Annotated in this window: 16 protein-coding genes and 1 riboswitch; of the genes, 8 read left to right on the top strand and 8 right to left on the bottom strand. The window is 69.2% G+C overall.

Features of this window, described 5'->3' with window-relative positions:
• Positions 1–140: 140 nt before the first annotated feature.
• Positions 141–1,409 (bottom strand): serine hydroxymethyltransferase, encoded by a 1,269-nt coding sequence (gene glyA / locus ACFHVL_RS18340; protein WP_416629317.1) that lies wholly within the window; start codon positions 1,407–1,409, stop codon positions 141–143.
• Positions 1,410–1,475: 66 nt separating this feature from the next.
• A riboswitch (ZMP/ZTP riboswitch) is annotated at positions 1,476–1,561 on the bottom strand.
• Between the two features lie 126 nt (positions 1,562–1,687).
• Positions 1,688–2,722, bottom strand: coding sequence for a LacI family DNA-binding transcriptional regulator (locus ACFHVL_RS18345; protein WP_416629319.1), 1,035 nt, complete (start codon positions 2,720–2,722; stop codon positions 1,688–1,690).
• A gap of 372 nt (positions 2,723–3,094) precedes the next feature.
• Between ACFHVL_RS18345 and ACFHVL_RS18350 the strand changes: the two genes are divergently transcribed.
• The 6 genes from ACFHVL_RS18350 to ACFHVL_RS18375 all read left to right on the top strand — a co-directional run bounded on the left by ACFHVL_RS18350 (position 3,095) and on the right by ACFHVL_RS18375 (position 12,024).
• Positions 3,095–4,375, top strand: coding sequence for an extracellular solute-binding protein (locus tag ACFHVL_RS18350; RefSeq protein WP_416629321.1), 1,281 nt, complete (start codon positions 3,095–3,097; stop codon positions 4,373–4,375).
• 120 nt (positions 4,376–4,495) lie between these two features.
• Positions 4,496–5,506 (top strand): carbohydrate ABC transporter permease, encoded by a 1,011-nt coding sequence (locus ACFHVL_RS18355; protein WP_416629322.1) that lies wholly within the window; start codon positions 4,496–4,498, stop codon positions 5,504–5,506.
• Entirely contained in the window at positions 5,503–6,441 is a 939-nt protein-coding gene (locus ACFHVL_RS18360; RefSeq protein ID WP_416629324.1) for a carbohydrate ABC transporter permease, read from the top strand. Before ACFHVL_RS18355 ends, ACFHVL_RS18360 begins: the two co-directional genes overlap by 4 nt.
• A gap of 66 nt (positions 6,442–6,507) precedes the next feature.
• Positions 6,508–9,009, top strand: a complete 2,502-nt coding sequence (locus ACFHVL_RS18365; RefSeq protein ID WP_416629326.1) for a glycoside hydrolase family 2 protein — start codon at positions 6,508–6,510, stop codon at positions 9,007–9,009.
• Positions 9,006–9,965, top strand: coding sequence for an ROK family protein (locus ACFHVL_RS18370; RefSeq protein ID WP_416629328.1), 960 nt, complete (start codon positions 9,006–9,008; stop codon positions 9,963–9,965). Before ACFHVL_RS18365 ends, ACFHVL_RS18370 begins: the two co-directional genes overlap by 4 nt.
• Positions 9,966–10,002: 37 nt before the next feature.
• A complete protein-coding gene (locus ACFHVL_RS18375; protein ID WP_416629330.1) occupies positions 10,003–12,024 on the top strand; it encodes a cellulase family glycosylhydrolase in 2,022 nt (673 codons plus the stop codon).
• Between the two features lie 88 nt (positions 12,025–12,112).
• On the opposite strand, the gene ACFHVL_RS18380 is transcribed toward ACFHVL_RS18375, so the two are convergent.
• The 6 genes from ACFHVL_RS18380 to ACFHVL_RS18405 all read right to left on the bottom strand — a co-directional run bounded on the left by ACFHVL_RS18380 (position 12,113) and on the right by ACFHVL_RS18405 (position 16,813).
• Positions 12,113–12,298, bottom strand: a complete 186-nt coding sequence (locus tag ACFHVL_RS18380) for a DUF397 domain-containing protein (protein ID WP_416629332.1) — start codon at positions 12,296–12,298, stop codon at positions 12,113–12,115.
• On the bottom strand, positions 12,295–13,083 hold the full coding sequence (locus ACFHVL_RS18385) for a helix-turn-helix domain-containing protein (RefSeq protein WP_416629334.1): 789 nt from the start codon (positions 13,081–13,083) through the stop codon (positions 12,295–12,297). The genes ACFHVL_RS18380 and ACFHVL_RS18385 overlap by 4 nt, the downstream gene beginning before the upstream one ends.
• Before the next feature lie 269 nt (positions 13,084–13,352).
• Entirely contained in the window at positions 13,353–14,642 is a 1,290-nt protein-coding gene (locus ACFHVL_RS18390; protein WP_416629336.1) for a hypothetical protein, read from the bottom strand.
• Positions 14,615–15,463 (bottom strand): inositol monophosphatase family protein, encoded by an 849-nt coding sequence (locus ACFHVL_RS18395; RefSeq protein ID WP_416629396.1) that lies wholly within the window; start codon positions 15,461–15,463, stop codon positions 14,615–14,617. The genes ACFHVL_RS18390 and ACFHVL_RS18395 overlap by 28 nt, the downstream gene beginning before the upstream one ends.
• A gap of 197 nt (positions 15,464–15,660) precedes the next feature.
• Positions 15,661–16,011 (bottom strand): alpha/beta hydrolase, encoded by a 351-nt coding sequence (locus ACFHVL_RS18400; RefSeq protein ID WP_416629338.1) that lies wholly within the window; start codon positions 16,009–16,011, stop codon positions 15,661–15,663.
• A 13-nt stretch (positions 16,012–16,024) separates the two neighbouring features.
• The gene (locus tag ACFHVL_RS18405) at positions 16,025–16,813 is read right to left on the bottom strand and encodes an acyltransferase domain-containing protein (protein ID WP_416629340.1); all 789 of its coding nucleotides are present in this window, start codon (positions 16,811–16,813) and stop codon (positions 16,025–16,027) included.
• Positions 16,814–17,121: 308 nt separating this feature from the next.
• Here ACFHVL_RS18405 and ACFHVL_RS18410 point away from each other — a divergent pair, with 308 nt between their 5' ends.
• The gene (locus ACFHVL_RS18410; RefSeq protein ID WP_416629342.1) at positions 17,122–17,982 is read left to right on the top strand and encodes a hypothetical protein; all 861 of its coding nucleotides are present in this window, start codon (positions 17,122–17,124) and stop codon (positions 17,980–17,982) included.
• Positions 17,983–18,019: 37 nt separating this feature from the next.
• Complete coding sequence (locus tag ACFHVL_RS18415; protein WP_416629344.1) at positions 18,020–19,570, top strand: sigma-70 family RNA polymerase sigma factor; 1,551 nt, start codon at positions 18,020–18,022, stop codon at positions 19,568–19,570.
• Positions 19,571–19,678: the final 108 nt, after the last annotated feature.

The raw sequence follows: 19,678 nt of genomic DNA on the forward strand, positions 1-19,678 counted from the left end.
GTCGGCGGGCGACCTACCCACCATTTTCACGCCTGCGCGGCGTCCTCCCCAAGGGGACCGGGTGACTTGCATTTATCGACAGGATTTGTCCGACTTGTCCATCGATAACTGCAAGATCGTCGTGATCATGGGGGCGGCGGTCAGGCGGTGGCGTAGCCGGGCATCGGGTAGCCGGCGAGCAGGTCGGTGACCTCACCGGCGATCCGGTCGAGAGCGGCGTCGTCGTCCTTGACCGAGGCGGTCACCGCGTCGTCCATCCAGGCGGCCACCTGCGGCATCTGCTGCTCGGTCAGCCCTCGGGTGGTCAGCGCGGCGGTGCCCAGCCGGATCCCGGACGGATCGAACGGCTTGCGGGGATCGTAGGGCACAGTGTTGTAGTTCAACTCGATCCCGGCCCGGTCCAGCGCCTGCGCGGCCGGCTTGCCGGCGACCCCCTTGGCGGTCAGGTCGGCCAGGATCAGGTGGTTGTCGGTGCCGCCGGAGGCCAGGTCGAAGCCCCGCTCGACCAGCGCGGCGGCGAGCGCCCTGGCGTTGGCGACCACCTGGTGGGCGTACTGGCGGAAGCCGTCGGTCGACGCCTCGCGCAACGCCACGGCGATGCCGGCGGTGGTGTGGTTGTGCGGTCCGCCCTGCAGGCCGGGGAAGACGGCCTTGTCGATCGGGGCGGCGTACTCCTCGGTCGTCATGATCATCGCGCCGCGCGGACCGCGCAGCGTCTTGTGCGTGGTCGTGGTGATCACGTCGGCGTAGCCGACCGGGGACGGGTGGGCGCCACCGGCGACCAAACCGGCGATGTGCGCGATGTCGGCCACCAGGATCGCGCCGACCTCGCCGGCGATCTCGGCGAAGGCCGGAAAATCGATGGTACGCGGCACGGCGGTGCCGCCGCAGAAGATCACCTTTGGTCGTTCCCGGCGGGCCAGGTCGCGGACCTCGTCGAGGTCGATCAGACCGGTCTCCCGCGAGACGCCGTACCGGACCGGGTTGAACCACTTGCCGGTGGCCGAGACCGACCAGCCGTGGGTGAGGTGCCCACCCATCGGCAGCGCCATCCCCATCACGGTGTCGCCGGGGGAGAGGAAAGCGAGGTAGACGGCGAGGTTGGCCGGGGAGCCGGAGTACGGCTGGACGTTGGCGTGCGCCACCCCGAAGACCGACTTGGCGCGCTCGATCGCGAGGGTCTCGATCGGGTCGACGAACTGCTGGCCTTCGTAGTAGCGCCGGCCCGGGTAGCCCTCGGAGTACTTGTTGGTCAGCACCGTGCCGCTGGCCTCCAGCACGGCGGTGGAGACGTAGTTCTCGGAGGCGATCATCCGCAGCTTGTCGTGCTGGCGGCGGGCCTCGCCCTCGATGAGTTCGGCGAGTTGCGGGTCGGCGGCGGTGAGTTGGGGGATCTGCGGTACGTGCACGAGGTGCCCTCCTGCTGTCGGGCGGCGCCGTCGCCCCGGGTTGCCCCGGACACGGCGATGCCGTCGACGTTGCACCCAGGCGCGCGGCGCACGTCAGTGGTCGCTCCCCGGTGGTCTGTTCCACCTTCGCTGCGCCAGTCGCGTGACCGGGTCGAGGATAACCCGTGGCCGCGCGGCCGTGCCGGGGGTCGCCACAGGCCGGTGCCGCGCGACCGTGCCGGTTCCTAACTTTCTATCCGGTTGATCCCACGGCTCAACTATCAAGCAACTTAACCGGTTCATGGGTCCGTCGGTCGGTCCGCCCGGGGCGGGGCGGTGCTGCCCCGGGGGGTCAGGTGCGGAGTCTCGTCCTGGAACGTCTGGGCCGGCTGGCCGGCGATCGCGGCGAGCAGCTGCCGCGCCGCGTGTGCCCCGTACGCCGGGATGTCCCTGCCCAGCGCGGTCAGGGACGGGTGCACGAGCTGGCACAGTGCGGAGTCGTCCCAGGCCACGATCGACAGGTCGCCGGGGACCGCCAGGCCCATCTCCTGGGCCACCGAAAGGCCGGCGATCGCCATCACGTCGTTGTCGTAGATCATCGCGGTCGGTCGGGCCGCCGTGCTGAGCAGTCGCCGGGTGACCCGCGCGCCCTCCTCGCCGGTGTAGTCCGACGGCACTGTGACGCACTGCTCCAGGCCCAGCTCGCGGCAGATGCCGGCGAAGGCGGTGGACCGGATCTCGGTGTGCAGCAGGCCGGGTAGGCCACCGACCCGGGCGATCCGTCGGTGGCCGAGCGCGGCCAGATACTCGACCGTCTCGACCAGCGCGGCCGCGTCATCGGACCAGACGCTGGGCAGCGAGCCGGTGTGTCCGGGGCCGCCGATCACCACGGCCGGCAGTTGCAATTCTTCCAGTGCGGGCACCCGGCTGTCGCCAATGCGCAGGTCACAGAGGAAGACCCCGTCCACCCGGCGCTCGCCCCACCAGCGTCGGTAGACCGTCACCTCGGCCTCGGTGTCGGCCACCACCTGCAGGGTCAGCGCGTAGGAGCGCGCGGACAGCTCCGCCTCGACGCCGCTGATCAACTCCATGAAGAACGGCTCGATGCCGAGGATCCGGGCCGGTCGGCTCAACGCCAGGCCGACCGCGTTCGCGCTGGCGCCCGAGAGCGCGCGGGCCGCGCTGTTGGGGTTGAAGCCGATCTCCGCCGCGATGGCGAGGATCCGTTGCCGGGTCGCCGCCGAGACTCCCGGTTGCCCGTTGAGGGCGTAGGAGACCGCGCCCTTCGAAACGCCTGCTCGGCGGGCGATGTCGGCGATGGTCGGCCGTTTCACCGGCGGCGCTCCTTTGACTCGTCGTTGCCGTCGGGTGACTTCTTGTCGCGACCGCGGTGACGGTGCGTATGTCGACCCACGACCTTGCCCGGTTAAGTTCCTGCTGGAAACGATATCCGTCGGGCCCCGCCTGGTGCCCGGGCCCCTGTGGTCGATCGCGTCCGCGCCGTGAGGGAGCTCGCGTCCGAACCTGATCTTGAGAGGCGACGTCGGGTCCTGGTGTGTGACTCGGGTCACCAAGGTTGCGGGTTGGCCACGACGGTGACTTGCCATTGACGCTCGCCAATCCCGCTCGTACCGTGGCTTCACTTATCCGGTTCAGTCAACGTTCCTCGATACCAGGAGCGTTTCCAAACTCGTTCGGAGGATGGCATGAAACGGCGTGGGACCCCTTGGGTGCGCACGGTGGCCGTGGGTGCCGCAGGCGCGCTGCTCGTCGCCGGCTGCAGCGGTGAACCCGGTGGTGGTGGTGACGACGGCAGGACCAACCTGACCATCGCGTTCTGGGGCGACTTCGGCCTCAACGAGCTGAAAGCCAAGTACGAAGCCGACAACCCCAGCATCCGGATCAGCCTCAATGCCGGCGAGTACAACGCTCAGCACGAGGACCTGCAGAAGAAGCTGATCGCCGGCTCCGGTGCCGCCGACATCGCCGCCATCGACGAAGGATTCGTCGTCCAGTTCCGCGAACAGGCCGACAAGTTCGTCAACCTGCTGGACAAGGGCGCCGGCCAGTACGAGGAACGCTACCTCGACTGGAAGTGGCAGCAGACCCTGTCCACCGACGGCGCCACCCAGATCGGTCTCGGCACCGACGTCGGCGGCCTGGCCATGTGCTACCGCACTGACCTGTTCGCCGCCGCCGGCCTGCCGACGGACCGCGACGAGGTCTCCGCCCTCTGGCCGGACTGGAACGCCTTCATCGCCACCGGCGAGGAGTACGTGGCCGCCGCCGACAAGAAGTTCGTCGACTCCGCTACCAACATCTTCAACCCGGTGCTGGGTCAGCAACCGGTCGGCCTCTTCGACACCAGCGACACGCTGGCGATGGAGGGCGGTCCGAAGGTCGCCTTCGACACCGCCGCCGCGGTCGTCGCCGCCGGCCTGTCGGCAAACCTCGCCGCCTTCTCCCCAGAGTGGAACAACGGCTTCGTCAACGGCGACTTCGCCGTGCTGGCCTGCCCGGCCTGGATGATGGGCCACATCCAGAACACCGCACCGGACACCGCCGGCAAGTGGGACGTCGCCGCCATACCCGGTGGCGGCGGCAACTGGGGCGGTTCCTTCCTGACCATCCCCGCCCACGGTAAGAACGTCGACGAGGCCTACAAGTTCCTGGAGTGGCTGATCCAGCCCGAGCAGCAGATCGAGATCTTCAAGAAGGTCGGCAACCTGCCGTCGCAGCCGGCGCTCTACGAGGACCCGGCGATCGTCGAGTTCTCCAACCCGTTCTTCAGCGACGCCCCGGTCGGCCAGATCTTCTCCTCGACGGCGGCGAGCCTCACCCCGCAGTACCTCGGCCGCAAGAACGGACCGGCCCGGGTCGCGGTGGAGAACGTCCTCAACCGGCTGCAAAGCGGTGACCTGGAGGGCAAGACCGACGAGGCCTGGCTGGAAGCCATCAAAGAAGCCGAGAAGGCGACGACCGCGTAGCTGGTCGCGGGCCACGACCCGGGGGCCGGGGGCGGGCTCCGCCAGGTGTGTCCACCTTGGCGCAAGCCCACCCCCGCCACGGGCGGGCCGGCCGTCGCACGGCGAACTCTGGAGGCAACCATGTCCGCAACGCGCGCCGCACCCCCGCCGCGTTCCCGCGGCAGGGCCCACGCCCAGTCGCCGGAACCCGACCGGCGCGGCAACCAGCCCTGGAGTAACCGGCTGCACCGCTTCGACATGCGGTACATGCCCTACATACTGATCTCCCCGTTCTTTCTCCTCTTCATCGCCTTCGGGCTCTTCCCGATCATCTTCAACGGCGTCGTGGCGCTGCGGCACTGGCGGCTGGACGACGCCGAGCTGACCGGCTGGGCCGGCCTGGCCAACTTCGAGCGGCTGCTCACCGACGACCGGTTCTGGAACGCGCTCTACAACACGTTCGGCATCTTCATCCTCTCCACCGTGCCGCAACTGTTCCTGGCCCTGATCATCGCGTCGCTGTTGAACCGCAAGCTGCGCGCGCAGACCTGGTTCCGGGTCGGCATCCTGCTGCCGTACATCACCCCGATCACCGCGTCGACGCTGCTCTTCGCAGTCTTCTTCGCCCGGGACTTCGGCGTCGCCAACTGGGTACTGGACGTGCTCAACCTGCGCGGCGAGGCGCCCATCGACTGGCGGTCCACCAAGACCGCCTCCTGGATCGCCATCGCCACGATGGTCAACTGGAAGTGGATCGGCTACAACGCGCTGATCTACCTGGCCGCGATGCAGGCCATCCCGCGCGACATCTACGAGGCGGCGGCCGTCGACGGCGCCGGGCCGTGGCGCCAGCTGTGGCAGATCACCGTGCCGATGATCCGGCCGGTGGTGGTCTTCACCGTGATCCTGTCGACCATCGGCGGATTGCAGCTGTTCACCGAACCGATGCTGTTCAACCAGAACGCCCAGGCGGCCACCGGTGGCTCCAACGGCCAGTTCCAGACCATCGCCCAGCTCATCTACAAGGTCGGCTGGAAGGACCTCAACCTCGGCTACGCCGCGGCGATGTCCTGGGCGCTGTTCCTGATCATCGTGATCATCGCCGTCGTCAACGCGCTGATCGCCAACCGGCTGGGAGGGGGTCGCAAATGAGCCTCAGCACCGCACCCCGTCCACCCGCCGGACACACCGGCAAGTCAGGCAGCGGTGACCTGCGCAAACGCCAGCGGCGCAGCGCCGCACTGCTGGGGCGTGCCCCGGCGAGCACGCCAGCCAACTTCTGGAACTACCTGTTCCTCAGCCTGGTCATCCTCTTCTCGGCGTTCCCGCTCTACTGGATGCTGGTCATCGCCACCGGCACCGACGCCGACCTGGCCAAGATCCCGCCGCAGCTACTGCCCGGCGGCCAACTGCTCACCAACCTCAACGAGGTCTTCACCCTCGAGGACGTCTACTTCGCCCAGTCGCTGGGCAACAGCTTCATCGTCTCGTCGATCGTGACCTTCTCGGTGCTGTTCTTCTGCTCGCTGGCCGGCTTCGCCTTCGCCAAACTGCGGTTCAAGGGCCGCAATGTGCTGATGGTCATCGTGGTCCTCACGCTCACCGTGCCCAACCAGCTCGGCGTGGTCGCCCTCTACATCCTGATGGGCGAACTCGGCTGGAACGGTCAGCTGATCGCGGTCATCGTGCCCGGCCTGGTCACCGCGTTCGGCGTGTTCTACATGCGGCAGTTCATCCTCGAAGCGGTCCCGGACGAACTGATCGAGGCTGGCCGCATCGACGGCGCCACCACCATCCGGATCTACTGGAGCGTGGTGCTGCCGGCGGTCCGCCCGGCGATGGCCGTCCTCGGCCTGCTCACCTTCGTGGCCACCTGGAACGACTTCCAGTGGCCACTGATCACCCTCGGTGGCACCTACTTCCCGACGTCGATGGTGGCCCTGTCCGACCTGGCCAGCGGCAACTACGTGCTTTACCGGCGGGTCCTCGCCGGCGCGCTCGTGGCTACCATCCCCCTGCTGATCATGCTTTTCATCGGTGGCCGGCAGATCGTCCGGGGAATCATGGAAGGCGCCGTCAAGAACTAACGTCGGCGACGGCAACGGCGACATCGTGACCAGTCCAGCACCAGCCAGCACAGTGAGGTACCGCCAATGAACACCGTACGACCGCTCCACGAGGGCTGGACCGTACGACCCGCCGACGGGTTCGACGTACCCGACGGCATCGGCGACCGGGCCATCCCGGCGGCCGTACCCGGCTGCGTCCACACCGACCTGCTCACGGCTGATCTGATCCCCGACCCCTACCTGGACGACAACGAGACCCGGTTGTCCTGGATCGGCCGGACCGACTGGATCTACGAGACGACGTTCGACTCGGTCGACCCGGGTGGGCACCGGGTCGACCTGGTCTGCGCCGGCCTCGACACGATCGCCACCGTCAGCATCAACGGCATCGAACTCGGTCGCACCGCCAACATGCACCGCGGCTACCGCTTCGACGCCCGCCCCGCCCTGCACACCGGCCACAACACCCTGCAGGTGCGGTTCGACTCCGCGTACCGGCACGCCGAGATCCTGCGTGACCAGCTCGGCGACCGGCCCAATGCGTACCCGGAGCCGTTCAACTTCATCCGCAAGATGGCCTGCAACTTCGGCTGGGACTGGGGTCCGAACCTGGTCACCGCCGGCGTCTGGCAGGAGATCGGCCTGCACACCTGGAGTACCGCCCGGCTGGCCACGGTCCGCCCGCTGGTCACCGTCAGCGGCGTCGGCGTCGGCGTCGGCTCCGGCGGTAGCGGCGGCGGTGGCGTCGAGGGACGCGTCGAGGTGCACCTCGACGTCGACCGGACCGACGGGGACGACGCCGCGTTGACCGTGGTCGCCGCCGTGGCCGGCGTCCGCGCCGAGACCGTCGTCCCGGCCGGGCAGCGCAGCGCCGTCGTGACCCTCACCGTCGCCGACCCCGAGCTGTGGTGGCCCCGGGGGTACGGCGAACCCGCCCGCCACATACTCGACGTCACCCTGCACCGCGCCGACGGCACCGCACTCGACGCCTGGCAGCGGCCCATCGGCTTCCGCTCGGTGCGCCTGGACACCACCGCCGACGACGCGGGCACCGCCTTCACCCTGATCGTCAACGAGGTCCCGGTCTTCGTCCGGGGCGTCAACTGGATCCCCGACGACGCGTTCCCCACCCGGGTCACCCGCGCCCGCTACGCCCACCGGTTCGGCGAGGCCGCCGACGCTGGCGTCAACTTCCTGCGAATCTGGGGCGGCGGGCGCTACGAATCCGAGGACTTCTACGACCTCGCCGACCAGATGGGACTGCTCGTCGGGCAGGACTTCCTCTTCGCCTGCGCCGCGTACCCGGAAGAGGATCCGCTGGCCAGCGAGGTCGCCGCCGAGGCCCGATACCAGGTCGCCCGGCTCACCCCGCACCCCAGCCTGGTGCTGTGGACCGGCAACAACGAGAACATCTGGGGCTGGCACGACTGGGGCTGGCAGGAAGCCCTCGACGGCCGGACCTGGGGGCTCGGCTACTACCTCGACGTACTGCCCCGGGTCGTCGCCGAACTCGACCCGACCCGCCCCTACTGGCCGGGCAGCCCGTACTCCGGCCGCGACGACCTGCACCCCAACGACCCGGCACACGGGACGATGCACATCTGGGACGTGTGGAACACCGACGACTACCTCAAGTACCGGCAGTACGTGCCACGCTTCCTCGCCGAGTTCGGCTACCAGGGGCCACCCGCGTACGCCACCGCGCGCCGCGCGCTGAGCGACGACCCGCTCGCGTCCGACTCGCCCGGCATGGCGCACCACCAGAAGGCCGCCGACGGCGACCTGAAGCTCCAACGTGGCCTCGACGCACACCTGCCCGCCCCGCACGACTTCGACGACTGGCACTACCTGACCCAGCTCAACCAGGCCCGCGCCATCGCCGTCGGCGTGCAGCACTTCCGCTCCCACCGGGGCAGCTGCATGGGCACCATCCTGTGGCAGCTCAACGACTGCTGGCCGGTCACGTCGTGGGCGGCCATCGACGGCGACGGACGCCGTAAACCCCTGTGGTACGCACTTCGCCACGTGTACGCCGACCGGCTGCTCACCATCGAGCCGCGCGACGGCGGGCTGGCTCTTGTCGCCGTCAACGACACCGGCACCGACTGGCACCCGCGGACCGACGTCGCCCGGCTGAGCCTGGCCGGCGAACCACTCGCCAAGATCGGTTATGAGCTGGCCGTGCCGGCCCACTCGGCTGTCACCGTGCCGCTCGACCCCGACCTGGCCGCCACCGGCGATCCACGTCGTGAGTTGCTGCTCGCCGACGCCGCCGGGCAGCGGGCCTGGTGGTTCTTCGCCCCGGACCGCGACGTCGACTACCCGGCGGCCGAGTACGACACGGCGGTCGAGCCAATCGACGACGGGCTGCGGGTCACCGTCACCGCCCGGACCATCCTGCGCGACCTCATCCTCTACCCGGACCGCCTCGACCCGGCTGCCGAGGTCGACCAGGCGCTGATCACCCTGCTGCCCGGCGAGACGACCGAGTTCGTCGTGCACACCGAGGCCGACCTCGACCCGGCCGCGTTGACCAGCCGGCCGGTGTTGCGCTGCGTCAACGACATCCCGGCGGTCGAAGCGTGACCGCCGGCACCGACCGTGCCGCCAGCGGTCCCGGGCCCGTTCTCGCTGTCGACGTCGGCGGCACCAAACTGGCCGCCGCTGTCGTCGAACCCGACGGCACCATCGCCGTGCAGGGCGCGGTGCCGACCCCGGCCGGCCAGGACGCCGCGACCGTCACCGCCGCCCTGCACCAGGTGATCCGCCAGGTCATCGGCGACCGGGACGCCGACGCGCTGACCGCGATCGGCATCGGCTCGGCCGGCCCACTCGACCCGGCCGCCGGCACCATCAGCCCGGTCAACATCACCGCCTGGCGCGGCTTCGCCATCTGCGACTCGCTGCGCCCCCTGCTGCCCGGCCGCCCGGTGGTGCTCGCCGGCGACGGCCACTGCATGGCGCTCGGCGAACACTGGCGCGGCGGCTACCCCGGCCGGGCGCTGCTCGGCATGGTCGTCTCCACCGGCGTCGGCGGCGGGCTGATCATCGACGGCAGAGTCCACCCCGGCGGCAGCGGCAACGCCGGCCACATCGGCCACATCGTGGTCGACATGACCGGCCCGCCCTGCCCCTGCGGCGGCCGAGGCTGCGTCGAGGCGATCGCCAGTGGACCGGCGATGGTCCGCTGGGCGGTAAGCCAGGGCTGGTCGCCGGGAGAGCGGCCGGGCGACGCCCGTACCCTCGCCGAGGATGGCCGGGCCGGCGTACCGATCGCCACGGCCGCCTTCGACCGCGGCGCCCTCGCCCTGGCCGCCGCGGTGGTCTCCGCCACCGCGTTGGTCGACCTCGACGACGTCGTCATCGGCGGCGGGGTCGCCGCCGCCGGTGACCTGCTCTTCGCTCCGCTGCGTGCGGCCGTCGCGGAGCTGGCCGGGCTCGACTTCGTCCGTCGGGTCCGCGTTCACACCAGCAGCCTCGGAAACGACGCCGGGCTGCTCGGTGCCGCCGCACTCGCCCTGGAGGCCGCCGCGCGCCAGTGACCTCCACCGTCCCCCCACGGTCAAGGAGAACCCCCGCATGCGCCCACGCTCCGCCGGCTGGTTACTCGCCCTCGCCGGTCTGCTCCTCGCCACCACCGTCGCGGTGCCGGCCCAGGCCGGGCCGTCGGCTCAGGCCGGGCTGCCGTTGCACGCCGGGCCGCCTGGTCAACCGTCGACCGGGTTCGTCACCCGGCACGGTGCCGACCTCAAACTCGACGGCAAGAAGTTTCGCTTCGCCGGCAGCAACAACTACTACCTGATGTACAAGTCGCCGACAATGGTCGACGACGTCTTCGCCGACGCGAAGGCGGCCGGGTTTACCGTGCTGCGTACCTGGGGATTTCTCGACATCGGCAACGCCGACGGCTCCGATTCGGTCGCCGGACCGGCCGACGGCGTCTACTTCCAGTACTTCGACGGCGAACGACCCGCGTACCGCGACGGCCCGGACGGCCTGGAGCGCCTCGACTACATCCTCGCCGCCGCCCGCGAAGCCGGCATCAAACTGGTGATCCCGTTGACCAACAACTGGCGCGACTTCGGCGGCATGGACCAGTACGTACGCTGGCGCGGCGGCCAGTTCCACGACGACTTCTACACCGATCCGGTGATCCGTGGCTGGTACTCCGACTGGATCTCGCACCTGCTCAACCGCACCAACACCATCACCGGTCTGAAGTACAAGGACGACCCGACGGTGATGGCCTGGGAGTTGGGCAACGAGCCGCGCTGCAAAGGATCCGGCGTCTACCCGACTTCACCGGACTGCAGCACCGCGACCCTGACCGCCTGGGCCGACGAGATGAGCCGACACGTCAAGTCGATCGCGCCCCGGCAGCTGGTCAGCGTCGGCGACGAAGGCTTCTTCTGTGACGATCCGACCAGCGCCGACTGGACCACCAACTGCGGCGAAGGCGTCGACAGCGTCGCACTGAGCAAGCTGCCGGCCATCGACGTGATCTCCTACCACCTCTACCCGGACCACTGGGGCAAGGACGCCGCCTGGGGCAACGAGTGGATCACCCGGCACGCCAAGGCCGCCAGGAAGGTCCGCAAGCCGGTGATGCTCGGCGAGTTCGGCATCCACGACAAGTCGACCCGCAACCTCGTCTACCGCCAGTGGACCGACACCGCGATCGCCGGCGGCACCAACGGATTCCTCTACTGGATTCTCTCCGGCGTCCAGGACGACGGCAGCCTGTACCCGGACTACGACGGCTACACCGTCTACTGCCCGAGCCCGGTCTGCACCACGCTGTCCAACGCCGGGGCGGCGGTTCGTGGGAGCCGCCGACCGTGGCCGCCGGTCGCCGACCACGACACCACCACCGTCGAGTTCGGCCAGGTCGCGACGCTGCGGCCAGCGGCCAACGACATCGCCCATCGGGGTACGGTGCGCGCCGCCACCATCGACCTGGACCCGACGGTACGCGGCCAGCAGCAGCGGATCGCCGTCACCGGCGGCGAGTTCACCCTCGGTCGCGACGGGGTGGTCACCTTCACTCCGACCGACGGGTTCGCCGGCCGGGCCACCGCCCACTACACCGTCACCGACCAGGCCCGGCGGCAGTCCAACGTGGCCGACCTGGTGGTCACTGTGAAGCCGGATCCGGCCGGAACCCAGGTGCTGTTCTCCTTCGAGACCGGCACCGACGGGTGGGGGCCGCCATCCTGGGAGCCGGGCGCGGGCAGCGTCGCGCACTCCGACGCGTTCGCCACCGACGGGGCGTACGGGCTGCGGGTCGACGCGGTCAACGGCGGCTGGTTCGGCACCTCGTTCGCCGAGCCGGTCGACCTGTCCAGCCGGGTCACGCTCAAGTACGACCTGCGTACCGACCCGTCGGTGGGCACGAACGCGGCGATCGCCGTGCAGACCGGGCCGGGTTACGCCTGGTGCCAGTCCACGTTCACCTGGTTGAACCAGAACTACACCGGCACCGCCGAGATCGACCTGCTGACCGAGATGTCGTGTGACGCCGAGGCACTGGCCGATGTGCGGGAGATCTACGTCTACGTCAACCCGGGCAGCGTGCACCTCGACAACATCCGGGTCGAGTAGCCAGGTCACCGGATGCGGGTGGGTCCCGGCCCCTGTCGGCGTGGGGCCGGGGCTCACCCGCGGGCCGCTGTGCTGCCGATTCTGTGGGTCAGCGGAGGGTGGGCGCTCCGGTGATGAATGCTTGCCAGGCGGCGGGGCCGAAGGTGAGGGTGGGGCCGGTCTGGTCTTTGCTGTCGCGGACGAGGACGCGGCCGGGAAGGTTGTCCGCGACCTCGACACAGGCGCTTCCGTTGCTGTTGCTGCGGCTGGACTTGCGCCACACAGGATCGGTCACAGTTCCTTCACCAACTTCAAGATCATGTCCCGCGACTGGTCGCGCGGCAACGCCACACCACTCAGAGCCTGCCAGGCCTGTTCCAGGGCGGCAACCCGCTTCGGCTCGGTCACCAGGCGCCCCTGCAACTGGTCGTCGACGTAGCCGACGGTGCCGCCGGTCTCGGCCAGGGTGGCGAGCATGAACGGACCGTTCTGGCCGGGGTGCCAGCCCGCGTCCGCTGGCGTCACCTGCACCAGCACCCGGGATCGGGTGCTCATCTCGGCGATGTGTTCCAGCTGCTCCCGCACGATCGTCGGGTCGCCCCGGAGGAGAGCCGACTGGTCGATGATGAACTGACACACCGGCGGCTCCGCCCGGTCGAAAACGGCCGCCTGTCGGGCCATCCTGATCGTGAGGTACTCGTCGGCCTTGGCAGGAGTCAGCAGACCGCTGTGCAGGATGGCGCGGGCGTACGCCTCAGTCTGGAGAAGCCCGGGAATGATCGCTGGATCGTGCCACCGGATCGATGTGGCCGTCGCTTCCACCTCTGGCCACGGCTGGAACCAGTCTGGTGGGATGGCCTTGCGGGCGTTGTCCACCAGTTCCTTGATCAGTGGGGCGCTGCTGAACACCAGATCGAGGTGGTCTGCGGTGTCGGGCATCGGGATCTGCCGGCCGGTCTCGAACTTGGCGATCAGGGACGTCGATACGCTGAGCCGCTGCGCCAACTGTTCCTGCGTCATACCGCCGTTGAGTGCACGAAGAAACCTGAGTACCTGCGGGATGCCATTATTACTCGTCATTACCGATCCTTCCGGCCCGTCTCGGGGCAGCGTCCTGCCCGCACCAACTGCGTCGCGTACCGGGCCATCTTCTCGCGTGACGTCCGCATAGTCCAGGGTGGAAGTCGACAAGCGTGACCCGAGCGGAGTCTTCAGTCGCGTGATCCGCGTCTGTAGGTCAGCGGACAGTAGAGCGCGGTCCGTCCTGGTGCCCGTGCACTTGGGTGGGACGGAGGCGGCAGTCGATCATGAGCTCCGTGAAGCGGGTGATGATGCGTGAGCCAGCTCGGCTATTTACCCGAACGTCTCCAGGCGCGGATGAATTCCTTGTAGAGGAAACGTTGCACCGGCGTGTTTCCCGGAGTGAATTGCTTGCCCGCTCTGCGCGCGATTAGCCACAGGCCACTTACCTTCGGCAGTCCGGGGATCGACTCGGCGACCGAGGCTGCCCCGTCGAGCAGTTCGCGTTCAACGGCGGACAACGTGACGTCGCGGAGCCCAAGGCGTTCAAGTAGATCCGCTCTGACGACCTCTATATCCCTGGTCAGTCGTAGATAGTCCTCGACGTGTATGCAGCGTTCGAGGGTATCTCGCAGTGGGCGGCTGACCCGCCGGTACTCCAATACTCGTTGTGCCACAAGATCGGACCATTCCTGGTCTCCCATTTTTCCCAGTTCATCTGGCCGCCACAACCGGCCGCCGAGTAGTGGGAGCTCCAATTCCAGGAGCTGGACGCGATTGGCTGAGCCGACTCCAGCGGCGTCTGCGACAGCGGTGTATATTCCGCGGACTGCCTTGATGACCTCGAAGACGTGATTCCTGTTTTCGCCGAGGCGACGAAGATCGAAGTCGATCAGGAAGTCTCTCCGCAGTGGATGGGACTGATAAGTGATGCCGGAAGCCTCGGCGCGGCTCTGATACTTGAGTCCGCGTGCGATTGTCGCCAATAGATAGGCTGCCTGGCCGGGTGGGGCGATGCCCTCCAGTGCACCGGACAGGAACTTTCCGGCGGTTCTTGCCCATTCGCCGAACGGTTCGTTCTCAATGCCATCTTCGGTGGAGACTCGTGCACGGTGATGTCCCGCCACCAGGACGTCGTTGGTCTGGAACTTGAGCCAATTTCTCACGCGTCCGGCCATGGTCGTCTGGCTGGGAATTTGCAGCAAGTCAATCTCAATCATCTGATTGACAAAGGACATGAAGTTCTGGGTTCCGGACGAGCTGCCAAGTTCCTTGAGTCGAGCTGAGTGCAGTCTGCCTGCAGCGCTCAGCTGTGTTTCGCGTAGAGCAAGTGGTTTGATGGGGCTGGCTCGGATGAGTGACTGCAAGAGAATTGGTTGATTGCCGAAATCGATCGCCCTTGGTGTTGCCAGCGTTGGGTGGGCAACGTACACGTCAGACATGAAGATGAGGCTTTGAATCAGCTCGACGAAGCACTGTCGCGAAAATGGGTCGGCCGGTGTGATGCTGTTATTCTGTGCGCGCACGAAACTGTCGGCACCGATTATCCTCGTGACGTCGATGAGGACTGCAGTGCTGCTTTGCGCTAAGTCTAGCTCTTGCTGATCTCCAAGAACCATTCGACCGCCTCCGGCAAACCCATGATCGTGGAATCAAAGCTCGGGGTCTTGTGCGACAGGATCTCACGTTCCACGGGAGTTCGGCTACTGCCGGTGTTGTCGACGCTGGTCAGCCCTGTTGCGGCGCCCAGGCACAGGCCGGCGACGCCATCCCAGATCTTCTGATCCTTCCGGTAGAACAGATCGAACTGGGGCATTGGCAGATCGGTCATGTCGGTCAAATCGACTGAGGTGCGGAGCATGTCGATGGTCTGCGACGTCGTGGACGTCTTTAGATCGAAACCCGCGCCCGCCATGAGCGGCTCAAAGGGGTGCGGTGCGCTTCCTGAGCTGCGGGTGACCGAGGCCCAACGCGGCCGGTTGGGGTTGCGCCCGGACTGGCAAGGCTGTCCGTTGACCGTGAGCACATGGGCGGCTCGGTCGGCAAAGACGATGAGTGGGGTACGGTCGTGGCCGAGCTCGGGTGCGACAACGAGCGTCGTAACTGGCTCACCGCGCTCCAGCAGGCAGATGACGCTGCAGAACTCCCGGCGGTCGGGACGCACGAACTCGGCGGTGCCGTCGATCGGGTCGATGACCCACACCTGTTCAGGAGTCTGTGCGACTTCAGACAGGTTGCCTGACTCCTCGGCGATGATCTGCGCGCCTGGGTCGGCAGCGCGGATCGCCTTGACGATCAAAGCTTCGACTTCAAGATCGGCTTTGGTGAGCAGGGTGCGGTCTGGCTTCTCGGTGACGTGGAGTGAAGGTAGTTGGTTTCGGTACTTCTGGATGCTCAATGGAAGCTGGCCGGCCAACGTGCTCCACAGTTCACCGAACATCACGCCACACTCCGAGTCCACACGTTGAGCGTTGGAATTCTGACAGTAATGCGGGAGCTCCCGTACGGACGAGTGTTCCAGACGTGACACGGCGTGCTCAAGCCGCCAGACCGCCGCTACTGGACGTGGGTCCGGTTGCGGTGCGCAGCCGCCCCGCTGGTACGCCTCCCACCCGGTGCGCAACTCGGCCAGCCCGGTCAGCTCGGTGCCGCCCAGGCTCCCTGGCTCAGCCCCCACAGCCCGAGCGGGACATCGCCGTCGACGAGCTTGCGCAGCGTCCGGGCCGCAGCCGCCGCGTCGGTGGCCTGCAACCGCAGTGGTACGTCGCGACCGGGCTCCAACGGCACCCGGCGGTCGTAGCGCAGCACCGCCACACCGTGTGCGGTGAGTACCCGGCCGACGTGGGTGTAGCAGAACCAGGACCGGTGACCGGCCGTCGATCCGTGCACCACGACCACCGCTGCGCGCACCGGACCGTCGGGCAGCTCCACCGTGCCGGGCAGCTCACCGTCGTCCGTCGGAACGGTGCACTCGTACGTGGCGGGCATCTTCGTGGCGTGCCTAGATCGGGAAGTGGCCGCGGCGGATGCGCCAGTGGCGGCCGGCGCTCAGATGGTCGACGATGGCCCGCTGGAGCGCGGTGCGGCGCGGTAGCGCTTCGATCGGCGTGGTCAGGGTGCGGAACACGAACCGCAGCACCTCGACGTCGGCGTCCAGCCCGTCCCGCTCGGCGTAGGGCTCCAGCTGGAACCTCTGCTGGAACGCGACGATGTTGGAGTCCTCGGGCAGGTAGTCCAGCAGTTGCGGGTCGAGCAGCCACGAACTGCAGATGAACGCCGTGTAGCGCTCGTCGGGGAAGTGGCGCGGGAAGAACGCGCGGGCGGCGTCGAGCGACGCGGAGACCGCCTCCGGGGTCAGCGGCCCCGACTCGGGAACGTGCAGGTTGATGGCGTTGCCGCCACCGCCGCCACGGTGGTGCTGCAGCCGGCCCAGCTCGTAGAGGCCGCCGCGCGCGTGCAGCGTCAACCAGGCCTGCATCACCGGCCAGCCCTCGCGGTGCATCCGACGGTCGACCGCGAGGCTGCGGCCCAGGTCCGCGAGGGTCGCCCAGGACACGGCCGCGGCGATGCCGTGGTCGCGGTGGTACGCCATGACGACGTCGACCAGGGCCAGGTACGCGTACACGTACAGGTGTCGCCAGGCGGGCCCTCGCTCGCGGGGCAGAGCCGGGCCGGGCGGAAGCCAGCCGTGGCCGCCGAGGTCGGCGCGGACCAGGGCGATCGAGCGGTCGAGCAGCCAGCACAGCTCCGGGGTCCACAGCGGAGAGTCCGGGTCGGGCCAGCCGGCCATGATCTCGGCGGCGTCGTCCGGCCGTACGGCGAGACGGTCGAGGATCGCGGGCGCGTCGACCTTGGCGGGCAGTGGGGCCGACGGCCGGTCACCGGCGAGTCGGTGTACGCGGTCGATGTCCTCGCACGCCGAGCCGGGCGGCGGTGTCGTCCAGATCCACGTGGATGACTCTACCGGCGGGCGGACCCGCCCACTGACCGAGCAAGGTGTGGATCGTGCCGTGGAAAGTTGTTGGTTCCCGGCTGGCCACCGTCTCCCAACCCTGTCCGGCACGACAGCCGGCAAGTGACTTCAGGCGAGGTGACGAGATGATCTACACGACTTCGGGTGTCGGATCGGCGCGGCGGTGGATGCGGCATTGGCCGGCGGCCACCGCCGTGGTCGTGGTGGCGCTGAGCGGGCTGCTCCTGCTGGCGTTGGTGGCCTGCGGCGCAGCGACCGGCCGGCTCAGCGGCCAGTCGGACGCCGGCGGGGTGCCCGGCTCGGCCGGGCTCGGCGGCGCACCGGCCACGACCGAGACCAGCGGCACCGGCCCGGCCGACGGCGGGCACACCGGGTCCGGTGGCGACGACAACGACAGTGGCAACGGCGGCGACGACGACGGCGGGGCGACCGGCCCGGACGGCAACGGCGGCGGCGACGGGAACGACGGTGCCGCGATCGAGCCAGAGCCCGAGGTGACGGCGGCTGCCGAGGACTGCGTGGGCTACGACCCGGCGAACCTTTCGGTCACGCAGCAGAGCGACGCCTGGCTGATGCGCGACGGCAGCCACGCCATCAAGCTCTTCGCGACCAGCCTCGACGCTCAGGACGGCGTCAAGGTGGCCCGCAACTGGACGCAGCTCTGCTACATCGGCCGGGGTAACGAGCGCGCCGACCGCCACCGCTACATCGTCACGTACTTCCAGAGCCCGTCGGGCCTGCCACTCGGCCTGGCCCCGCAGTACGACTGCACGGCGTACGACCCGGCGGCCCTCACCGTCAATGGTCCAGCTGCCGACGGCTGGTCGCTGCGGGCCGGGCAGACGTCGCTGCTGGTCCTCGACGATGCGGCCGACGCCGAACGGGCCCGGCTCGTCGCCGTCGGCAACACCCGGCTCTGTCTGATCGGCCGGGACAACGACAAGCCCGACCCGGCCCGCCACCAGCTGAAATATTGGCGACAGTAAGGGTGGTACGGGGATCGCCACCTCTAGCATCGGCTGCGTGGACGACCGCGCCGTCGTGGCCGCGCTGGTTGCAGGTGACCAGCGCGGCCTCGACGGCGCGTACCGCGCGTACGCCGGCCGGCTGTACACGTACTGCCGATTTTTGCTGCGCGACGCCGACGCGGCGGCCGACGCCGTGCACGACACGTTCATTCTCGCCGGTCAGCGGGCGGCCCAGCTGCGCGATCCGGACCGGTTGCGCCCGTGGCTGTACGCCATCGCCCGCAACGAGTGCCTGCGGGTGATGCGTGGCCGGCTGCGGCAGCTGCCGTTGGAGGCGGCCGGCCAGGTGCCGGCCCCGGCGGTCGACCCGGTCACCGGGCTCGGCGCCGAGCAGGTACGCGAGTTGATCTGGGCCGCCGCCGCCGGGCTGAACCCGGGTGACCGGCAGGTGTTCGAGCTGGCCATCCGGCACGAGTTGTCCGCTACCGAGGTCGGCGCGGTGCTCGGCGTCTCGGACAGTCACGCGCACGCCCGGCTGTCGCGGGTACGGGCACAGCTCGAACGGTCGATCGGCGCGTTGCTGGTGGCCCGCACCGGTGCCGCCGACTGCGCGGAGCTGGCCGGGCTGCTGCACGGCTGGGACGGCACCATCACGGTGCTGCTGCGCAAACGGGTCAGCCGGCACATCGAGAACTGTCCGACCTGCGCCGACCGGCGTCGGCAGCAGATCAGTCCGGCGGCGTTGTTCTCCGCGTACGCGACCCTGCCGCTGCTCGCCGTACCGCCGGAGCTGTGGCCCCGTCTGGTGTCGACCAGCTCCGACGCGGGCCAGGCTGCGGCCAGGGGGCGGATCGACCGTCGGGCCGGCCGGTTCGATCCGGCGACCGGATTCCCACGCGCGGTGGATCGGCGGCGGGGACGGGCGCTGGCCGCCGGGCTGGCCGCAGCCGTGGCGTTGATGTTGCTGCTCGGCGCGGCCCTGATCGTGCCCCGGTTGGGTGAGGTGGACGACGCCGCCCGGTCCGCAGCTGCCGGGCCGACCGCCGTGGCGGCCCCGACGGCGCCAGCGGAGGCGACCGGGCCGGCGACCCCGACCGGGCCGGCAGCGGCGAGCGATCCGGCGGGGGCGACCGGGTCCGCGTCGCCCGGTGGGCCGCCGGGCGCTGCGGCCACCACCGACCCGCCGGCGCCCCTGGCGGTACGGGCCCAGGCCCGGTTCGCCTGCACCGCCGCTGGCGGGGCCACGCTGACTGTCGGCGCGGTGATCGACGGTGGCGTCGCGCAGATTGCCACTTTGACCTGGTCGGCCGGCACTGGCGTGGCGACCAGCCAACCCCCGCGCGCATCCCCAGCCGGCCCGACGACTGCCCCGACGGCCCGGCCCGGCGGCCCCGGCGGCATCGTCGCCCCCGGAGGCGGATCGACCGGCGGCCCGACCGGCGGTGAGGTGCCGATGCGGATCACCGACGACACCGCGACGGCGCAGGTGCCGAGGTTGACCACGATGACGGTGACCTGGCAGGTCACGGTCACCGCAGCCGACGGGCGGCGGGCTGACGCCGGATCGGACGGTCCGGTCGCCAACCCGTGTCCCGCGCCCGGCTGAGCCGCCGGCCTGCTACGCGCCAACACTTCCGCCTGTCGATGTCCGCGGCAGGCAAGTCGCTGTGACCGAAGTCCTGACCAGTCGACGGCACGTCGGTGCAACCGGCAG

It is taken from the genome of Micromonospora sp. LOL_023 (assembly GCF_048060115.1).
GTDB lineage: Bacteria > Actinomycetota > Actinomycetes > Mycobacteriales > Micromonosporaceae > Micromonospora_E.